Below are 17957 nucleotides of genomic sequence, written 5' to 3' on the forward strand. Positions count from 1 at the left end.
GACTTCGACGCGATGCGCGAGGCCGTGCAGGACCGCGTCGTCTTCGACGGGCGCAACCTCTACGAGCCCGCGCTCATCCGCGGCTTCGGGCTGGAATATCGATCGATCGGGCGGCGCTGATCGGGCGTGCGGTCGGGGCCTCGGTCAACCTCGTCTGCAGCAGCCTGAAGGCGTCATGCCGCGTCACGTTCCGCCCCTTGAGCGCGGCCAGCAAACAATGGATCTGCAAAGCGGCCGCCGCACGTTCATCGGCCAGCACGAGCGCCTCGTCGGCGCGGTGCGACCGGCCCTGCTCCCGAATCACGCCACCGGCCACGCTCCACCGCATCGGATAGCCGGAGGCTTGGCGCACCTCCAGGTTCAGCGGCCCCCGACCCGGGTTGCGCAGCTCCAGCGTCCAGATCTCATCCTGCGTGCGCTGGCGACCCTGCTTGCGCCCTGCGGGCATGCAGCGGATCCAGACCTCGCGCTGCGCCTGCTGCGCGCTCACGGCCACCTGGGTCACCTGCACCAGACATCCGGCCATTTCCACCGCTCGGGTGCTGACGGCGCTGCCGGTGTTGGCTGGAACCACCGCCACGGCACCGTCGGGGGCCGTGATGCGGACATCCAGCGCCATGCCGGACTCGTAGCGCAACACCGTGTCCAGCTCCCGCTCCGGCAACAAACCACCACACACCTGAGCCGACGCCCCGCCCGTGACCGCCGAGCCCAGCACGCCCCGGAACACGGCATCGGGCCGAGTGCCCCGTCGCGGCGCGGCCCACACCACCACCTGCCCCGCCTCGGACAAGGCTCGCACCTTGGCGCCGAGCAGATCGTCCTGGTCGGCCACCACCGCCTGGTAATCCACATCCAGCAGCAGCAACGGCACGGCGCCTGCACTCGCCGCTTCTGCCAGCGCGAAGTCCAGCGCATCCAGGACGGCGGCATCGAACGGCAGGCAACGGACCACGATGTCCACGTCATGAGGCGCATCGGCACCATCGGCAGGCGGCTGGCGCATCACGCGTCCATGCACCGGTCCGTCCGGCTGGGGTGCGGCCACTGCCGTCTGATCCCAGCTCACCTGGGCCAGCGCACGATGCCCGGGGCGCTGCCGGGGCGCCGCCCCTTCGCCGCAACCGATCCAGCAGCAAGCCACCCTGGTCCCGGCCCCCTGCGACAGCAGCGCCTCCCACGACAACGAGCAAGGCGCAGCCACCAGGGCCTGCACGGGCTGTGCAGGCAACACCCGGAGGACCTCAGGCCGGGCACACCACGACACCAGATCCGCCAGCGACGCCTGAGCCGTGCGCCACCCCAGCGGGCGCCGCTCGTCGGCACCGGTCTCGATGACCACCGACCAGCTCGACGCGGCGGCCCACGGACGCAGCGCGTCCGGCGCCAGCGGCCGGGCCGAACGACCCGGACGAACCGGCACTTCATTGGCTTCCAGATGGGCGAAGTCCCGCCAGAGCCGAGCGTGCAGCTTGTTCAATTTCATCGAGATTTCCCTGAGCGTTTTTCTGGCGATCTCTGTCGCCCATGACCGACCCGGTGCGCACGCCTCTTGCACGGGCTTCGTCACGATACCGGCCAAGCCCCTTCTCACGGCATTGATTTCAGGGCGCCACCCCGGGAACACGGGGGGCAACTGTCGCCATTCGGATCCGAAGAGCAGTGATGCTGAGAACCTTGACTCAAACTGATGCGCCCGGTGGATCCGTAGGCTTTCCAGGGCGCCCAGGTGCCGTATCTTCGACCACATGCATGACATCGCCGATGTCATGCCCATGACGACCCTCTGCCACTCCTGCACCCACACCACCCATGCAAATTGCCATCTTCCACAACATCATGTGGTCCAAGTACAAGGGTGGCGTCTTCTCCGCCATCCACGACCTGACCCAGGGCTCGGGCACCCAGGTGTCCTTCACCCAGATCGCCGAGACCGAGGGTGAGCGCGTCGCGCTCGGCGGCGTGGACCTGAACTACCACCGCTACCCGTACGAGCTGATCTTCCCGGGCTCCTACACCAGCGTGCCCACCTACCAACGCACGGCAGCGCTCGTGGCCCGCGCCTGGAAGACCCAGGCCGACGTGGTCGTGCTGGCCGGCTTCGAGCGGATCGAATACTGGGCCATGCTGGCCACGCTGATGGTGCGCCGCAAGCCCCGCGCGGTGTTCTGCGACTCCACCGCCTACGACCGCCCCAGCCGCCTGCTGAAAGCGCTGGCCAAGCGGCTGTTCTTCTCGCAGTGCGACGGCTTCTTCGGCTACGGCATTCGCAGCCGCGAATACCTGATGCAGCACGGCGTGCCCTCGGAAAAGATCTACTTCCGCTGCCAGGCCGCGGCGCTGTCCCTCGACTACGACGAATCCACCGCCCTGGCCCGCCGCCTGGAAGCCGCCCCCAAGGAGGGCGAGGCGCCACGCTTCGTCTACGTCGGCCGCCTCTCGCCGGAAAAGGGGCTCGACACCCTCATCCAGGCCATGGCCAGCGTGGTGAAGGTCCATCCCCGGGCGCAACTCAACATCATCGGCGGCGGCCCCACCCGGGACGCCCTGCTGCAGCAGGTCGCGCAAGCCGGGCTGCAGGACAACATCCACCTGCCCGGCAGCATGGGCATCGACAAACTGGCTGAGCAATATGCCAGCGCCACCGCCATGGTGCTTCCCAGCACCAGCGAGCCCTGGGGGCTGGTGGTCAACGAGGCCCTGAGCCACGGCTGCCCGTCCATCGTCAGCAACATCTGCGGCTGCGTGCCCGAGCTGGTCGTCGCCGCACAGACGGGCTTCGTCTTCCAGGCCAACAGCGCCATCGATCTGGCCGAGAAGATGCTGGCCGCGCCCGGCGCCTTCAGCCACACCGAAAACACCGCACGCCGCTGCATCGAGCACATGCGCCAGTTCTCTCCGGCCAACGCGGCCCGCCAGATCGTCGAAGGCTGCCAAGCCATCCTGAAACGCAACCAGCGCCCGGCATGAGCATCCTGTTCCTCGGCCCCTTGCCCCCGCCGGTGCACGGCTTTTCAGCGATCAACGCGGCCATGCTGGCCCGCCTGGAACAGGCCGGCCCGGTGACGGTCTTCAACCGGGCGCTGCCCGCCCAGGCCACCGGAGCCCGCGCGACCCGCAAAGCCGGCCGGGCCCTCGGCCACTGGCTGGGCCTGCTGGGCGGTTTCATCGCCGCGGCTTCGCGGCGCCCCACCTCGGTGTATGCCGGATTCTCGGGTGGCAAAGGACAGCTGCTCGACCTGCCCTTTTTTGTCGTGGCCCGCCTGCTGGGCATCCCGACCTACGTGCACCACCACAGCTTCGCCTACCTCAATCAACCCTCACGCCTCACCGGGGCGTGCATGAAGGTCTTGAGCCGGGCCCGGCACATTGCGCTGTGCCCCGAAATGGCCAAGGCCATCGGCGCCACCTACGGCATCCCGCAAGCACAGTTGATCGTGCTGTCCAACGCGGCCTTCCTGCCGGCCATGAGCCCACCGGAAACCACCCCCGAATACCACCCGGCCCGCCAAGCCATCAAGGTCGGATTCCTGTCCAACATCACCGCGGAAAAAGGCATCTTCGAGTTCTTTGCCGTGCTGCGCCGCGCCGCCGAGGCCGGACTGGCCCATGAAGCCGAGATTGCCGGTCCGGTCGACCCCGGCATCCTCGATCGTTTCCAGGCCGAGCTGGCCGCCCTGCCCCAGGCAAGGCACCTCGGCCCGCTGTATGGCGCCGACAAGCAGCGCTTCTTCCAGCGCATCGACCTGCTGCTGTTCCCGACGCGCTACGCCAACGAGGCCGAGCCCGTCACCCTGCACGAGGCCCTCCAGGCCGGCGCCACCGTCGTGGCGGCGCATCGTGGCTGCATCGGCGGCATGCTGCCCGACCACTGCGGCTCCGCACAGCCCGCCGAAGCCTTCGAATCCCAGGCGATTCAAACCCTGCAGGAATTGACCTCACTCGACCCGGCCCGGCGCCTGGCCAAACGTGCCGCCATCCAGCAGCACTACCAGACGACCGCCGAGCGCAGCGAGCGCACCCTGCGGCAACTGGTGCAAGACATCAGCCACCCATCCACATCGAGCCCATGACCACCCGCCCTGAAGCCGCCCCCGCACAAGTGCAAGACCTCTCCCGCTTCAGGATGCCCCCCGGCTTCCGCGGCCGCCCCGGCTGGTACGTTCAACTCTGGTGGGCCGTGCAGGCCACCCTCTTCCGCGGCTCACCGCAGTTTGCCTACCGCTACCGCGCCGCACTGCTGCGACTCTTCGGCGCCAAGGTCGGCAAGAAGGTCGTCATCCGCCCCAGCGCCACCATCACCTACCCCTGGAAAGTCGAGATCGGCGACCACGCCTGGATCGGCGACGACGCCGTGCTCTACAGCCTGGGCCCCATCTCGATCGGCGCACACGCTGTCGTTTCCCAACGCAGCTACCTGTGCGCAGGCGACCACGACTACCAGCAGCCCGACTTCCCCATCCGCGGCCAGCAGATCACCATCGGCGACCAGTGCTGGCTCGCCGCCGACACCTTCGTCGCCCCAGGCGTCACCATCGGCTCAGGATCAGTCATCGGTGCGCGCAGCTCAGTGTTCGGCGATCTGCCGCCCAACATGGTGTGCCTCGGCTCCCCATGCCGGCCGATCAAGGCCAGAAATTGATCTCAGGCGCCGCTAAGCCGGCATCTACGCTAACAAACGCCGCCACGCACAAGGCATCACGGGTGTCCCAGCTGCTGTCCCATCGCTGACAACCTCAAGTCAGCGACTGAATTCCTCGGCCGGGGAAACTCAATTGCGAAGTGGATATGCATCCAACCTTCCGTGGTCAGTTCAAAAATGGCGTGGACATGTGTCCGATTACGCCATTCCGGCTATATCCACCAGATATCTTGCCCGGACGATTGCGTTCGTAACACGTTTTAAGATAACGAACCCAACAACCACTTAAAACGCCGCACCCAATTACGAGCCAAAACAAAAAATCTCTTCTTGACTCTATAAAATACACGATTCTTGTTCAATTCAAAAAAATCAGCACGACAATGTTCCCTTTTCATTTTAACAGAAAAATTGTCCGGGGAAATATAAAACCCTCGTGCGCCTATCAATTTAAGATCAATCGACCTCATTGGTCTCTTCTGCAAATGGACATAAGCCCACTCATCACGACACACAACAGGATTAGCCCAACAAATATTGTCATCCTCGACAACATACTCGCGATACAAACAACCATCCTCCCAGTACAGGATTTGCAATTTAAAATTTCCACCACACACATCGCGCAGCATAAATGAATTGCTATTTGCATCGAATATTTTTTTATTCCAGTAATTTCTTACTCCGGCAGCATATGAAATATTATGTATACCACCCCACTCATCGAAACAATACGACCGATCCGAAGAAAAAACCTCGCGATGACTAAGGAAATAGTCATGCGTACGGAACATGTTATTAATATAATCTGTATTTCTATAAAAAGTTAGATGTCCATTTTCTTGAATTCTGTCGAAATCACAAAACACAGAATCAGAGAAAAATTTTGACAAATCACCCCAAATTACATCCAAGTCACAATGCGCCCACCAATCATATCCAGATAAATACCGCGAGAGAATCACACCAAATGCCGGCCTAAAATCACAAATCTTGTAAGGCGCACGCAAAGATATCTCGAAATCAAAGGGCTCCGCCGCACAATCCTTAAAATCCGAAAAACCCATTCGCTCCACAATGATGTTCGCAGGAATATCACCATAACAAGAAACATCCGCATCAGTAATAAGTAGCCAATTAAAACTTTCATTCTTAGCGGCCGATTTCAACCACAAAGGAAAGTAATCAGGCAACCGCCCAAAATACACAGCGACAATGCATACAGAATTTTTCATAAATCCAATCGACAGAGATTAGAGCGTGTTATGAACTTCCCCCCGAAGCCAGCACCGCTGCGGCCTTGGGGAGCATGAGGATGGCGAAGACCACGAAATGCAAACTGGCCAGCACCTGAGGCAAACGCTCGAAATCGCGGCTGAGCCGACGAAACCGCGACAGCCAGCCGAAACTGCGCTCGACCACCCAGCGCCGGGCGGGGCAGCAAGACAAACCCCTTCTTCGCCTCGGGCAGTTTGACGATCTGCAGGTCGATGCCGCTTTCCTTGGCATCTTGCCTGGCCTGCTCGCCCGTGTAGCCTTGGTCGGCCCACGCCAGCTGGACCGTCTCGCCGGTGGCCACCTGCACCGCCTCGCACAGCGCCTTGACTTTGGCTCGCTCCTGCTCGTCGGCCGGGCGTGACCGTCATCGCAATCAACTGCCCCAGCGTATCCGGGGCCTTCAAGCACATCAGTGACTCATTTGTGCAGACCATCCCTAGAACTTGATTTCACGCCGCACCAAGCGGCCTCTACGTTGACAAACACCAGGGGGTTCTGGGAGTGGCCTTTGCACTGCTGCTCTCATGGATTTGTGGAAGCACTGCGTCGCCTCTTGAGAAAGACATTTATTGGAGCCTCCATGTAACCATAAACAACGGCAGAAAACAAAACACTCACAATAACACAGAAAATCAAAAATCCAATCGGATAAATAAAATCAATCTTTGCCCATATTTTCATTAAAAACAAAACAACAAATATATGACTCAAATACAAAGAATAAGAGCTATCACCAAGTCTACAGAGTATTTTTCCAAAAAAAACGAAATAAAAATCTTCGACAAAAACTACACCCACAACCAACAAACAAGCAGAAACCCAAGAAAAATATTTAATTAAGTGAAATTTTTCGAAAAAAAGCGATGGCCAAATAACCGAAAAAAGCAGCACCACGAAAAACGGCAAACAAAAAATCTTCGCCATTTTAATATTAATTTTTAAATTAGACTTATAAATACAACCAAAAAAAATACCGACCAAAAATAAAACCGGAAGCGGGTTACTAAAAAAACAATTAAATCATAGGAGACAAAACCCTCCTGTACGGAATTAAATACAAACAATAATAATAATATAATAAAATTTATAAAAAAAATACCATAAAACTTCTTAAAAGAAATGCCGATCGCGAAAATTATGTAAAAAAATAATTCATACATCAAAGTCCAGCCCGGACCAAGAATTGGTCGGATTGGCCCAGCATAACTACCAGCCTCCAAATATGGAATGAGAAGAAATGATTTAATAACTGTTTCGACTGAAATAACTTTTGGCTGATTCCACAAACCAAACCCAGTCAATAAAACAGCCAACGAAGTAAATATCCAATACATTGGAATTATTCTGAACAACCGATTCTTTAGAAAATAAAATCCAGCGCGCCTCTTTTGAAAAACATCCCAAGAAGTGGTTATCATGATAAATCCACTTATGACGAAAAATATCACAACCCCCTGCTCGCCAAGAAACCAAGCAAAATCCCTCAAAGGATACTCGGCATAAGGATGTTTAATTAAAATTGTTAGCGAATGATCAAACACAACCATTATTGCCGCCACCGCCCGCAAAATTTGCAATAATTGCAACTTATTCATAATAATTTATTTACACCCAATACCAAACTACTTAATGCCGAAGAAAATACCACCAACGCCCATTTTTTTGGCAAGCATTGGAAGCAAAAGCGGCAAACAAAGTGCAACAAGAAAAACCAGCCAGCCATTAACCTCTTCAAAAATATTTATTAATGCTAAATGTATAGCCTGATGATACAGCAATATAGATAGAGAATTACTTCCGAAATAAACAACAACAACACCAACCCACATCAATTTTTCTTTAAAAAAAAGTCCACACCGAAAAATTAAAACGGAAACCACACACGCAAACAATGGACTCCACAAAGGAATTCCAAAATTTTTAGCCGAAACATCTAATCCGGAGTAATCTAAAAAGTTATCAAAAATAAAAAAAATAAAAAATGCAGCTAGAATTTTATATTTATTTGCGTCAAGATTAACCAAGACAACACCAAAAACATAAAATTGCCAACAATACAGCGCCCCTATAAAAGTTCTCGGCACACTATGCATTTCCTTATTAAAAAGAGATATTAAAGCACCAAAAAAAACGCTTACAAAAAACAACAATACATCTCGCTCACACATCTTGGAAAAAACAAAACTCAATGCTTTAATAAAAAACAGAGAAAATATAAACCAATACGCACTGTAAACACCACCAATACCGGGGCGCCCAAAATTGTATCGATAACCATCATCCAAAAAATTAAACAACTTTCCGCTATGGTAATATTTATACAATTCAGTTGAAAATATAATCGGCAAAGTCAGAAAGAAAACCGCAAAAAAAACAGGCGCAAAAATCCTGTAAACCGCTTTCATGCTTAATTGATTATTACCAAAAAATCTTACGGAAAATCCGGAAATCATAAAAAACAACGGCATATGGAACTTATATATAAAGTCATGAACTCCCCCATGAAAAATATGAGCCCAGACCACTAAAATTATCCCAATACCTCGCGAAAATGCAACACCAAATGATGCATCTTTTACCGGAAATTGACCAAACTTAAGCATTAAATTTCAGCCTTTTAAAACATCCGGAATATAAAGCGAATGAAAAAATTGCACCTAGATAAACAGCACCAAATCTCGACCCCAACGGAGTCCCGCCAATACTTATAAATACAAAAGACAAAAACCCCAAAAAACCAACAGCGGACACCAATTGATATTCAAAACAAAAATCTCTACCGCCAATTATATTTGATGAGTCCCTGGAACTCACCACAGCAGCCAACGAAACAATAAAGCTAAAAATTATTCCGGCAAGCAAAGCTCCGCCAAAAACCAATCCGCCAGCAAATAAGACAAAAATATAAAAATTATGCCCCCCTTGATAATCTTGAATAGCAATCAAAAAGTCAACATTAAATGCTCCAGAAGCAACGAGCAAGTCAAAATAGCTTGAGTCATATGAAAATATCGCACCCACCCCATTTCCAAAAAAAATCGACTTATAGTCGACCAACCATTGGCTCAATTGATTCTCCGCCTCAGCCAACCTTGATATACTAGTAACATCGAAACCAAGATCCGCATTAGATTTAAATACCTTAGAATCCCATCGTTCATAGATACTAAACTCACCAACCACAGAAGCCAAAATTAATATAAAAAATGTGAACATTACCGTATAAAAAATTCCGTTAAATTTATTTTTAACTAGTATTTTTTGCCATGCAGCCAAAATTATTGCAGCAATAAGCACGCCAACCAGAGCCAAAACCGTACTACGTGTAACACTAAGCGCCGCCAAAACAACACCTAAGACAGCACAAATTTTGTCGAAAAACCTGATGCCGAACCCAACAAAATACCCATAGGAAAGCAATGCGACAAATGGAACCAGCGCAGGCGACAATATTTCATATCTAGCAGAATCAATACTAACACCCACAACAAAAAATGCATAAAAAGCAGAAAATACAACAGAAATAGATCCACACCTAATAATGCAACTATAAACAACAAGCCAGTTTCCAGTCATATTAATTGACGCAAAATACGACAGCGATAGCCAGACCAACAAAAATGGCAACACAGTTCGCCATGTATTAGAAAAAGGAATATTATTTAATAAGGCAACAACAACCGAGCCAATTGAAAATATAAAAAATGCGACCAACAACGCCATGGAACGGGGGCTTACACTCACCAGTCTCCAATAATTTTCGGACATATAAAATACATACGCCACCAAAACAATTAGCACATATAAAGCCTGGACAACACTACCACCACCTTCGGTTCCTTTGAAATCAAATGCAAGGGGCAATAAAAACCACATTGCGATCGCATAGATATTTTTATGAGCATTCATAATTGTTTTCAATAAATTTCACAATGATTCTAAGAATCAAGATAAATTTTTAACTTTCAGATCCCATAGAGAAGCCGCAAGCGCCACAGCCAAACCTCTGTTAAGTAGATTTTCGGCATCATCAATGCGTTTTAAAAAAAAATTTGCCAGCATTGATTTCTTGCGAAGACCCAGAAAACCAAAAACACCAGTGCTCGTAAAATCCAAAAACGGAGAATTGTTTTTATATGCTAATAGAGTGAGAATAGATTGATCGTGCCTATGATCTCGAAAGCCAGAATGATTATCAAACCCCAAGACGTTCAAATTATCAGCAAGACATCTCGAATCCTCACAATAAGTCAACCATTGATCAAGGAATGAAAATGCCAAGTCACTTGGAGTCCAGAGGCTCCAAGTAGCCTGAATAATCGGCCGAACAAGTACATCCGGTCTATCCATCCCCATGATTTGCAAACAATCCCGCTTTGTCCAATGAGAAACTGGCCCATGTTGACTAATGACTGGGCCGAGCAAAAAGCCATGTCCATTGCTTCTAGCAAGTTCCGAAAGCTTTTTTGGAAATCTAGTTAATTTGTAATAGTCACTTCGTCCTGCGTCACAATAAACCAGTAAGTCACCTGAATTCAATCCACGAAGTGCCTCACGTATCAACCACGGTTTCCAGAGCCAATAACCAGCACCACGAGGGAGAGCCAGAGTCTCGGCGTTGCGAGTCGCAAAATCAGTCCCAAGATAATCATCCGGAGAAAATCTAAGAGCTCGATCAAAACCTACAGCCAATGCACTATCACACAAATAATCACGCCGCCCAGCAAAATTTGGAGTAGCAAAACTAGCAAATACATTAGCCATGACAAGCTCGATTCAGAATATCGACTTCATTGCGTTGCTTGATGTAGAGTCCACCTGCAGCGAGGGCCAGACCTGCTGCCGCACCAACACCTTGAACGCCGAACAAGTACCCCAACCCAATCCCAAAAACAATCATCGACAAAAGCGTCAATATTGCAGAGTGCAAATTATTTTTAATCTTCCCTGCTGCCAACCCAAGATTGTAGGCTGGCGCACCTGCTGTATTAACAACAAATCCAATTGCCAAACAAGCGACAAACACCCAGTATGAATACTTGATGTCACCCATCCAAAGCATTGAAATCAATGGCGCGACGCACACCACCAACAGGAGCACGCCCGTTGTTGATCGGACAACCATCTTCAAAACCTTGTTGTAGAGGTTCTTCGCTGCGCCAGGATCGCTGTGAAGCAAGCCGGTCATTGCAGGCAATGTTGCCTGAGCACCAGACATCACCGCATTTCTGGGGAGCGCCACCGTCTTGTAGGCCAACTCATAAAGCCCCTGCATCTCAAGTGACCCAAAACGGCTGATCAATATCTTGGACAGGGGCTCGAATACGCCATTCGCCAGATTGACGAATTGCACCTTCAGACTGTATCCAAGCATCTCCCGGTGAGCCTCGCGAGACCAGCACACGGGCAACCAGGGACCTGTAGCCATCCTGATTCGCACAAAGGCCCAACCTGCAACCACCATCACGGCATGCTGGGCTATGACACCCCACGCCAACCCAAGCAATCCGAGACGTGGCACGAGAAAGACAACCACGATCAACTGAAGAAAGGTTCCGATCGTGCTGAGCCTTGCCGACACAAAACCCCAATGCAGGCCTTGCAGAGCTCCTAGCATCAAGCCGGATATATTGGTCAAGAAAAATCCGAGCATCATCAAGGGAAGAACGTTCAATGATTTCTGCAGCGCGTCTTCGGAAACGATGCCACTCATTCCCGAATGCATCAAGAAATAACCGACAATGCTCAGGCAAAAAAACAGCACCATGTTGAACAGGATGCCTGTATCAATATAAGTCCTGATTTTCTCCGCCTCATCATCCAGATCACGCATGGAAACGAACCTGGAAATCGCGCTCGCCATACCGACATCGCCCAATCGGATCATGTAGATCCAGGCCATCAGCGTCGACCAGAGCCCCAATTCACCTACTCCGCCTTGTTTGATCACCAACCGGTAACTGACAAACACCAGAGCTATATTCGCAGAAAAATACAGAACCGCATTGCCGACATTTTTCTTGAGATGAAACCTGGATGCAGTCATCCATTGCTTTCTGAAACAGATCGACCCCACAACGCGATATGAAGCGAGTTCAAGCTGCTAGTTCTGAATCGCTCTGCGAGATTGTTCTGAACAGGAGGAGGAAGCTCATTCAGTGCGTTCAACACGTCAATCTGCGCACCCAGCGACACATGAGCAATGCCTTCTGTCTGACAGAACCGATGGCTGTATGATCCTTCGCGCACGATCACAGGTATTCCAAACTGAACTGCACGCCCAAGGATGCCAGAGGCCTGATCATAGTTTTCAGAATAAGCACACCAGACGACCGAACTCGCTGCATAGAGTGCCATCAACTCATCGTCTGATATGAATCGATCCAGCACATGGGCACCAGCAGCTTCAATTTGATTTTTATATACCTGACAATCTTCACTGACTTTGCCACCGGACGCAAAAAGCCACTGATCCCGCACACCAGGAGCAGAATAAAAATTCGAGAAATCGTCAAATCCCTTGTTTTTATCCTGACCGCCTATCGCAACGACAATCTTTTTGCCCGCAGCACGCCTGGACAAGTCCTGCAAAAGATCAACAGCATCTCCAGATGCCTGCGAGCCAGAAATTTCCAAAAACTTCTGCTGCGCCGCAGCATCGATATCCCAGAGCTGAAAGTCGTATATCCAACCGTCGGCAATCTCCATTATCCTGGAGTCCAGTGACGCAGGGACGATCGAAAGCGTCTGTACAACAGCTACGCGTCTCAGTTGTTTCAGCAGAAAACTTTTCAACTTCAGGCGTACCGATACGCCATAGAGCGCGGGTTTCGGGCGAAAAAGCAATCCGACAGTTTTCCACCCAAAAAGACTGCGCCACAACGCCGAAAACAGATAGAGAGCAAACGACTCCTCGATCATCAGAAACATGGCCGGGTTTGACGAAAACATCAAACCCTTGATGTCCGTGCGATAACCACCAAGCAGCCGCTGAGTGAATCCCAAATAGGCAGCCCGATGCCCGTCAAGCCCGCGCGAATACAATTGCACCGATGCCACTTTATTATCCTAAATAAATAATATATAAAAAGAAACCAATCAAATAGGTAAGATGCTTTTGACCACCCACATCGCAAAGGCCAATTTCGTTAAAAAATTTCCTCCGATTCTTAATGGCTTCGAACCCAACCATCTTGGGCCACGATTACTCAGGCATCGCGACGGCCCAATATTTCAACAACAAGGGCAGCCATGTCGGCAACCAGAGCTTCAATCATGCCCCTTCAATGCCAGCGATAAATACTTAGCCATAAACCCATACCCGGCAGAATTTGGATGGACATCATCCCCATAGTATTCAAGCCCCCAACCTTTATCACCCAGTACTCCATCAATAATTCTCACGCCTGCGGAAGAAAATGTTTTTTGAAAAACATCCACCCCTCCACTCGGCACAGATCGAGCCAATAATTCACCCTTATTGGGATAATAAACAGCAACAGTCTTATGTGAAAATAATACAGAAAAGTCAATCAAATCCTGAGTCAGCGATCTATCGCGAAACAGAAGTTTTTTGGGAGGAACTTCTGTGCACAGAGGAATAACTCCGGAGTATTTTTTTACCAAATGCACGAGCGCAGAATATGGCAGACTTCTAGGGTGAGTTTCCTCGCAGGACCAGGAGGACGGCACAGCAAAATCCCCCGCATTTGAAACTATCACAACAGTATCAACGGCTTCAACTACAGCCTTGTTGTGCCTCATCCAAGCCAGTTCATTCAACAGAGCCCAGCTTCCCGCCGAAATTGGCCACACCTTGTAGCCAACGCCAAGCTCACGTTCCAGCTGTGCGCCCAGCCGCTCGCTCATGTCAAATTTGTTGCCACCCAGGACCACGCTGTCACCCACCAGAAGGATGTCGATGACGCCATCTTTCGGCAAGAACGGCCCCGAGCCCATTCCATATTCGTTGTAGTTCCACCGCTTGCCGCCCAGGAATGTTCCGCTCTGGTTCGGCGCGAACTCATAGCCGATTTCGCTGCTGGCCAGATAGAGAGGAAAGTCGATCACGCCGGAAAGGCGAGCGGCCACCTCCGCAAAAAGAAGCAGCGCAATGAAGGAACCGGCGACAGCCCACTTTTTGCGGAGAGTGAATTTCATGGCAAGTTACTCGTGATGATCAAACGCCTGGAACCCGGCCATCTTGACCAGACTGTCCTTGCGCGCCGTCGTGTAGTCGGACTCGATCATCTCCTTGACCAACTGCTCGAATGACGTCGTGGGCACCCAGCCGAGCTTCTCCTTGGCCTTGGTCGGGTCGCCCAGCAGCGTTTCCACCTCGGTGGGGCGGTAGTAGCGCGGGTCCACCTTGACGATCACGTCGCCCACCTTGCACTTGGCCTTGTCTCCCGTCACCGCCACCACCACGCCCACTTCCTTCTCGCCTTCGCCCTCGAACTTCAGCGTGATGCCCAGCTCGGCGGCCGAGCGCTCCACGAACTGGCGCACGCTGTACTGCACGCCCGTGGCGATCACGAAGTCCTCGGCGTGGTCCTGCTGCAGCATCAGCCACTGCATCTCGACGTAGTCGCGCGCGTGGCCCCAGTCGCGCAGCGCGCTCATGTTGCCCAGGTACAGGCAGTCCTGCAGCCCCAGCGCGATGCGCGCCACCGCCCGCGTGATCTTGCGCGTGACGAAGGTCTCGCCGCGCAGCGGGCTCTCGTGGTTGAACAGCACGCCGTTGCACGCGTACATGCCGTAGGCCTCGCGGTAGTTCACCGTGATCCAGTAGGCGTACATCTTGGCCACCGCGTACGGGCTGCGCGGGTAGAACGGCGTGGTCTCCTTCTGCGGGATCTCCTGCACCAGGCCGTAGAGCTCGGAGGTGCTGGCCTGGTAGAAGCGCGTCTTCTTGGTCAGCCCCAGGATGCGGATGGCCTCCAGGATGCGCAGCGCGCCGATCCCGTCGGCGTTGGCCGTGTACTCGGGCTCCTCGAAGCTCACCGCCACGTGGCTTTGCGCGGCCAGGTTGTAGATCTCGTCGGGCTGCACCTTCTGGATGATGCGCACCAGGCTGGTCGAGTCCGTCAGGTCGCCGTAGTGCAGCGTGAACTGGCGGTTGTCCACGTGCGGGTCCTGGTACAGGTGGTCGATGCGGTCGGTGTTGAACAGGCTGGAGCGGCGCTTGATGCCGTGCACCTCGTAGCCCTTCTTGAGCAGCAGCTCGGCCAGGTAGGCCCCGTCCTGGCCCGTCACGCCGGTGATCAGGGCAATCTTCTTGGTGCTGGTGTTGGTGGTCGTCATGTGCAGTTTTCCTTGAATTGATTTCTCGGGCGCTTGAATCGGAATTCAGGCGGAATAGAAAGGGGTGGCCTCGTAGGCCCGGCGGATGCCCTCGCGCAGCGAGGTGCGCGCCGTCCAGCCCAGGCCGGCCAGGCGGCTGACGTCGAGCAGCTTGCGCGGCGTGCCGTCGGGCTTGGTCGCGTCGAAGACGATGCGGCCTTCGAAGCCGACGATCTCCATCACCGTCTCGGCCAGCTCGCGGATGGTCACGTCCGTGCCCGTGCCCACGTTGACCAGCGGGCCGTCGTAGCCCGTCTCCATCAGGTGCACGCAGGCGTCGGCCAGGTCGTCGACGTAGAGGAACTCGCGCTTGGGCGTGCCCGTGCCCCAGACCACGTATTCCGCGTCCCCGCGCCGCTTGGCGTCGTGCGCCTTGCGCAGCAGCGCGGGCAGCACGTGGCTGTTGGCCAGGTCGTAGTTGTCGTTGGGGCCGTACAGGTTGGTGGGCATGGCGCTCACGTACTGGCGCCCGTACTGGCGGTTGTAGCTCTCGGCCAGCTTGATGCCCGCGATCTTGGCGATCGCGTAGGGCTCGTTGGTCTGCTCCAGCGGGCCGGTCAGCAGGTAGTCTTCCTGGATCGGCTGCGCGCAGTCGCGCGGATAGATGCACGACGAGCCCAGGAACATCAGCCGCTGCACGCCCGCCAGGTGCGCGCCGTGGATCAGGTTGGCCTCGATCAGCAGGTTCTGGTAGAGGAAGTCGGCCCGGTAGACGTTGTTGGCCTGGATGCCCCCGACCTTGGCCGCGGCGATGAAGATGTAGTCGGGCTGCTCCGCGGCCAGGAAAGCGTGCACCGCGCGCTGGTCGAGCAGATCGAGCTCGGCGTGGGTGCGGGTGAGGATGTTCTGGTAGCCCGCGGCCTGCAGGCGGCGGACGATGGCCGAGCCGACCATGCCGCGGTGGCCGGTGACGTAGATCTTGGCGGTGGGCTCAAGGGTTGAGCCAGTGACAGCGGCGTGGGGCACGCGGGTTCCTCCTGTGGGCAAGTCTGTTTCAGTGGCAGTAGGCCGAAGCTGACCCCGGGTGTCCAGACCGCAGGCGGGCGAAAAAGCCGCAAAAACGGGCTTTCCGCGAGTTAGTTCGCAACCCCCCTGCGCCGGCCCCCTGATCAGGGTCAACCCGAAGTGTGCGGGCAAGCGCCAGGGGTGGTGTGTCACGCGCCGCCACCGCCCCGCGAACGGGGGATGTCTGGGCGGTAAAGGCGTTTGTTGCGTTTGATTTCACATTCGCCAGAGGGGCCGCTTCAGCATTTACCCGTAGACTGGATCGGGAGAAAAAGCGTCGGGCAGCAGGCCCCGCAAACGGGTGGTGTGGCACCGATGCCCCTCGAAAACCCGTGTGGACCCGCTCTAATGAACGCTGCAGCACACCACCACAGGCAGGGATCATGAAAATTCTGGTGCATGGCATCAACTTCCACCCGGAGCCCACGGGCATCGGCAAGTACAGCGGAGAGATGTGCGAGCGCCTGGCCGCCATGGGCCACGAGGTGCGCGTGGTCACCGCCCCGCCCTACTACCCGGGCTGGAAGATCACCGAAGGCTGGACCAACGGCTACACCCGCAGCCGCTGGCGCGGGGTGGACGTGTGGCGGGCGCCGCTGTGGGTGCCGGCCCGGCCCTCGGGCCTGAAGCGGGTGCTGCACCTGCTGAGCTTTTCGGTGGCGGCGCTGCCGCTGCTGGCGCGCCAGCTGCTGTGGCGGCCCGACGTGGTGATGGTGGTGGCGCCGGCCGTGGTGTGCGCGCCCTGGGCCTGGCTGACGGCCCGGCTGAGCGGCGCCCGCGCGTGGCTGCATGTGCAGGACTTCGAGGTGGACGCGGCCTACCAGCTGGGCCTGCTCAACAGCGGCGGCCTGCGCCGCAAGCTGGTGACGGGCATCGAGCGCTGGCTGCTGCAGCGTTTTGACCGGCTGTCGACGATCTCGCACCGCATGCTGGACCGGGCGCGCGACAAGGGCGTGGCCGAAGAGCGGCTGGTCTACCTGCCCAACTGGGTCGATGACCAGGCCATCACCCGCCTGACCCACCGCAGCAGCTACCGCGACGAGCTGGGGCTGAGCGATGACACGGTGGTGGCGCTGTTCTCGGGCACGATGGGCGGCAAGCAGGGCCTGGAGCTGCTGCCCGAGGTGGCGCGCCAGCTGGCAGCCACCCACCCCCAGCTGATGCTGGTGCTGTGCGGCAGCGGCGTGGTCAAGCCGCAGCTCGAGGCCCAGTGCCAGGGGCTGACCAATGTGCGCATGCTGCCGCTGCAGCCGGCCGAGCGGCTCAACGAGCTGTTGGGCATGGCCGACATCCACCTGCTGCCGCAGCACCCGGGGGCGGCCGACCTGGTGATGCCCTCGAAGCTGTCGGGCATGCTGGCCAGCGGCCGGCCGGTGGTGACCACCAGCCACCCGGGCACGGAGCTTGAACGGGTGGTGGGGCGCTGCGGCCGGGTGGTGAGCCCGGGTGATGCCGATGCCTTTGCCCAGGCGCTGCGCGAGCTGGCCGACGACGCGCCACGGCGCGACGAGTTAGGAACGGCAGCGCGCCACTACGCCGAGCAGCACCTGGCCCAGAGCTCGGTGCTGAAACGGCTGGAGGTGTGTCTGCTGGCGTGTGCTAACCACTCGACCTCGGGGGTTGAGCTGCCCATGGATCACCAGCACACTGGTGGTGTGTAGTGTGTTTTTTCATTTAGAAGGAGTCTCAG

At 55.0% G+C, this 17957-nt stretch carries 16 protein-coding genes and 1 pseudogene; 4 read left to right on the forward strand and 13 right to left on the reverse strand.

Translation table 11 applies throughout. The annotated features are described in order from the left end of the window. Positions 1-73 precede the first annotated feature (73 nt). On the reverse strand, positions 74-1486 hold the full coding sequence (locus C7444_RS17460; RefSeq protein WP_146219426.1) for a hypothetical protein: 1413 nt from the start codon (positions 1484-1486) through the stop codon (positions 74-76). A gap of 326 nt (positions 1487-1812) precedes the next feature. Between C7444_RS17460 and C7444_RS17465 the strand changes: the two genes are divergently transcribed. From C7444_RS17465 to C7444_RS17475, 3 genes are read left to right on the forward strand one after another with little or no spacing between them, the layout of a single operon-like run. After that, positions 1813-2970 (forward strand): glycosyltransferase family 4 protein, encoded by a 1158-nt coding sequence (locus C7444_RS17465; protein ID WP_110402142.1) that lies wholly within the window; start codon positions 1813-1815, stop codon positions 2968-2970. Then, on the forward strand, positions 2967-4073 hold the full coding sequence (locus C7444_RS17470) for a glycosyltransferase family 4 protein (RefSeq protein ID WP_110402143.1): 1107 nt from the start codon (positions 2967-2969) through the stop codon (positions 4071-4073). The genes C7444_RS17465 and C7444_RS17470 overlap by 4 nt, the downstream gene beginning before the upstream one ends. Beyond that, positions 4070-4642 (forward strand): putative colanic acid biosynthesis acetyltransferase, encoded by a 573-nt coding sequence (locus C7444_RS17475; protein WP_110402144.1) that lies wholly within the window; start codon positions 4070-4072, stop codon positions 4640-4642. Before C7444_RS17470 ends, C7444_RS17475 begins: the two co-directional genes overlap by 4 nt. Before the next feature lie 260 nt (positions 4643-4902). Here C7444_RS17475 and C7444_RS20045 read toward each other — a convergent pair whose 3' ends face one another. The 12 genes and pseudogenes from C7444_RS20045 to C7444_RS17505 form a co-directional block, all read right to left on the reverse strand. After that, positions 4903-5877 (reverse strand): DUF6625 family protein, encoded by a 975-nt coding sequence (locus C7444_RS20045; protein WP_146219427.1) that lies wholly within the window; start codon positions 5875-5877, stop codon positions 4903-4905. A gap of 28 nt (positions 5878-5905) precedes the next feature. Then, positions 5906-6318, reverse strand: a pseudogene (locus C7444_RS17480) (transposase); the annotation flags it as partial. 124 nt (positions 6319-6442) lie between these two features. Next, a complete protein-coding gene (locus tag C7444_RS20050) occupies positions 6443-6844 on the reverse strand; it encodes an acyltransferase family protein (RefSeq protein ID WP_146219428.1) in 402 nt (133 codons plus the stop codon). Between the two features lie 14 nt (positions 6845-6858). Continuing rightward, positions 6859-7515 carry an acyltransferase family protein gene (locus C7444_RS17485; protein ID WP_110402145.1) on the reverse strand — a complete coding sequence of 219 codons (657 nt, stop codon included), beginning with the start codon at positions 7513-7515 and terminating at the stop codon, positions 6859-6861. 27 nt (positions 7516-7542) lie between these two features. Further along, positions 7543-8523, reverse strand: coding sequence for an acyltransferase family protein (locus C7444_RS17490; RefSeq protein ID WP_110402146.1), 981 nt, complete (start codon positions 8521-8523; stop codon positions 7543-7545). Then, positions 8516-9829: a hypothetical protein gene (locus tag C7444_RS20055; protein ID WP_146219429.1), complete on the reverse strand. Its 1314-nt coding sequence runs from the start codon at positions 9827-9829 to the stop codon at positions 8516-8518. Before C7444_RS20055 ends, C7444_RS17490 begins: the two co-directional genes overlap by 8 nt. 36 nt (positions 9830-9865) lie before the next feature. Continuing rightward, positions 9866-10684 carry a hypothetical protein gene (locus tag C7444_RS20060; RefSeq protein WP_146219430.1) on the reverse strand — a complete coding sequence of 273 codons (819 nt, stop codon included), beginning with the start codon at positions 10682-10684 and terminating at the stop codon, positions 9866-9868. Then, positions 10677-11966: a lipopolysaccharide biosynthesis protein gene (locus tag C7444_RS17495; RefSeq protein ID WP_146219431.1), complete on the reverse strand. Its 1290-nt coding sequence runs from the start codon at positions 11964-11966 to the stop codon at positions 10677-10679. The genes C7444_RS20060 and C7444_RS17495 overlap by 8 nt, the downstream gene beginning before the upstream one ends. Next, positions 11963-12979 carry a hypothetical protein gene (locus C7444_RS20065; protein WP_146219432.1) on the reverse strand — a complete coding sequence of 339 codons (1017 nt, stop codon included), beginning with the start codon at positions 12977-12979 and terminating at the stop codon, positions 11963-11965. Before C7444_RS20065 ends, C7444_RS17495 begins: the two co-directional genes overlap by 4 nt. Positions 12980-13189: 210 nt before the next feature. Further along, positions 13190-14080, reverse strand: a complete 891-nt coding sequence (locus C7444_RS20070) for an SGNH/GDSL hydrolase family protein (protein ID WP_146219433.1) — start codon at positions 14078-14080, stop codon at positions 13190-13192. Positions 14081-14086: 6 nt separating this feature from the next. Further along, positions 14087-15223, reverse strand: a complete 1137-nt coding sequence (gene gmd, locus C7444_RS17500; protein ID WP_110402148.1) for a GDP-mannose 4,6-dehydratase — start codon at positions 15221-15223, stop codon at positions 14087-14089. A 45-nt stretch (positions 15224-15268) separates the two neighbouring features. Then, on the reverse strand, positions 15269-16228 hold the full coding sequence (locus C7444_RS17505) for a GDP-L-fucose synthase family protein (RefSeq protein ID WP_110402149.1): 960 nt from the start codon (positions 16226-16228) through the stop codon (positions 15269-15271). 422 nt (positions 16229-16650) lie between these two features. On the opposite strand from C7444_RS17505, the gene C7444_RS17510 reads away from it, so the two are divergent. Next, positions 16651-17928, forward strand: a complete 1278-nt coding sequence (locus C7444_RS17510; RefSeq protein ID WP_110402150.1) for a glycosyltransferase WbuB — start codon at positions 16651-16653, stop codon at positions 17926-17928. Positions 17929-17957 lie beyond the last annotated feature (29 nt).

The sequence above is a fragment of the Sphaerotilus hippei genome (genome assembly GCF_003201595.1).
Taxonomy (GTDB): domain Bacteria; phylum Pseudomonadota; class Gammaproteobacteria; order Burkholderiales; family Burkholderiaceae_C; genus Sphaerotilus; species Sphaerotilus hippei.

Excerpts from the sequence above, each read along its gene's own strand:
- C7444_RS17460 (WP_146219426.1), bottom strand. The coding sequence starts at position 1,486 with ATGAAATTGAACAAGCTGCACGCTCGGCTCTGGCGGGACTTCGCCCAT.
- C7444_RS17465 (WP_110402142.1), top strand. The coding sequence starts at position 1,813 with ATGCAAATTGCCATCTTCCACAACATCATGTGGTCCAAGTACAAGGGT.
- C7444_RS17470 (WP_110402143.1), top strand. The coding sequence starts at position 2,967 with ATGAGCATCCTGTTCCTCGGCCCCTTGCCCCCGCCGGTGCACGGCTTT.
- C7444_RS17475 (WP_110402144.1), top strand. The coding sequence starts at position 4,070 with ATGACCACCCGCCCTGAAGCCGCCCCCGCACAAGTGCAAGACCTCTCC.
- C7444_RS20045 (WP_146219427.1), bottom strand. The coding sequence starts at position 5,877 with ATGAAAAATTCTGTATGCATTGTCGCTGTGTATTTTGGGCGGTTGCCT.
- C7444_RS20050 (WP_146219428.1), bottom strand. The coding sequence starts at position 6,844 with ATGGCGAAGATTTTTTGTTTGCCGTTTTTCGTGGTGCTGCTTTTTTCG.
- C7444_RS17485 (WP_110402145.1), bottom strand. The coding sequence starts at position 7,515 with ATGAATAAGTTGCAATTATTGCAAATTTTGCGGGCGGTGGCGGCAATA.
- C7444_RS17490 (WP_110402146.1), bottom strand. The coding sequence starts at position 8,523 with ATGCTTAAGTTTGGTCAATTTCCGGTAAAAGATGCATCATTTGGTGTT.
- C7444_RS20055 (WP_146219429.1), bottom strand. The coding sequence starts at position 9,829 with ATGAATGCTCATAAAAATATCTATGCGATCGCAATGTGGTTTTTATTG.
- C7444_RS20060 (WP_146219430.1), bottom strand. The coding sequence starts at position 10,684 with ATGGCTAATGTATTTGCTAGTTTTGCTACTCCAAATTTTGCTGGGCGG.
- C7444_RS17495 (WP_146219431.1), bottom strand. The coding sequence starts at position 11,966 with ATGACTGCATCCAGGTTTCATCTCAAGAAAAATGTCGGCAATGCGGTT.
- C7444_RS20070 (WP_146219433.1), bottom strand. The coding sequence starts at position 14,080 with ATGAAATTCACTCTCCGCAAAAAGTGGGCTGTCGCCGGTTCCTTCATT.
- gmd (WP_110402148.1), bottom strand. The coding sequence starts at position 15,223 with ATGACGACCACCAACACCAGCACCAAGAAGATTGCCCTGATCACCGGC.
- C7444_RS17510 (WP_110402150.1), top strand. The coding sequence starts at position 16,651 with ATGAAAATTCTGGTGCATGGCATCAACTTCCACCCGGAGCCCACGGGC.